This window comes from Falsiroseomonas oryziterrae, from assembly GCF_021864505.1.
Taxonomy (GTDB): Bacteria; Pseudomonadota; Alphaproteobacteria; order Acetobacterales; family Acetobacteraceae; genus Falsiroseomonas; species Falsiroseomonas oryziterrae.
In genome coordinates this window covers 1-835 of record NZ_JAKJIB010000651.1, presented here as the reverse complement: position 1 = coordinate 835, position 835 = coordinate 1, and the positions used below count along the sequence as shown (strand labels likewise).

Sequence of the window (835 nt, the reverse complement as noted above, 5' to 3'; positions counted from 1 at the left end):
TCGGATTTCGGCCAGGCTGGCGGGCGTGGCGGCGGCAACGCCGCGGGCTTCGGGCGCGGTGACGATGCGCCGGGTCGCTCCGATGGGCGCGGCACGCAGGCCGGGCGCGGCGGCTTCGGCCGTGGCGACGACGCATCTGGCCGATCCGACAACCGCGGCGCGTTGTCGAGCGCACTCGGGGGCCTGAACGCCGCGCGCGCCTCGGCGCAGGCACGCGAGAACGCTGCCCCGAATTCGCGCGTCGGACAGATCGCAGCCTATGAGAACGCGATGCTCTTGGCACTCGCGATGCCGACCTTCACGGAGGCGCAGATCGCTGCGCGCAATTCGGCCATCGCGCAGGCACGCTCGCAGGAACTGGCCGCGGCGGCGAACCGGTCCCTCAGCCCGGCCGTGGTGGAGCGCGTGGACAGCCTGCTTGGCCTCGAACCGTCCGACCCGACGCTCGGCGTGACGCGCTGAGGCAGGCTAGGTGCGCGGCAGCCGCGCCCGCAGGCGGTCGATGACGACGGGGTCGTAGGGCCCCGCCTGGATACCTTCACGCCGCGCGAAGTCAGCCAGCGCACCTCGGGTTGCAGGCGTGTCGCGCCCATCGACCGCGAGACCCGGCGCGAGGCCGATCGCGAGCAGGCCGGATTGCGCGAAGCGGACCAGCGGCCGGTCCACCGCCGCGACCGGCCCACGCGCCGTCTCGCCGCGCAGGCGCGAGAGCGCCGTGGCGGCCTGGCTGCCCGGAACCCGGGCCTCGAGCGCCTGGCGGTAGCGGCGCGCGGCGGCGACCCCGCCCTGCTCGGCCAGTCGCATGCGCCCGAGTGCCTCCGGCAGGTCCTGCGCG

2 protein-coding genes are annotated in these 835 nt (G+C 75.4%); one reads left to right on the top strand and one right to left on the bottom strand.

Annotated features, from left to right (window positions below; translation table 11 throughout):
- On the top strand, nt 1-462 hold a 462-nt coding region (locus L2I40_RS23880; RefSeq protein ID WP_456305769.1), incomplete at its 5' end, for a hypothetical protein.
- 6 nt (nt 463-468) lie between these two features.
- Here L2I40_RS23880 and L2I40_RS23875 read toward each other — a convergent pair.
- Nucleotides 469-835 (bottom strand): hypothetical protein (locus L2I40_RS23875; RefSeq protein ID WP_237217830.1); only part of this gene is annotated, 367 nt, incomplete at its 5' end.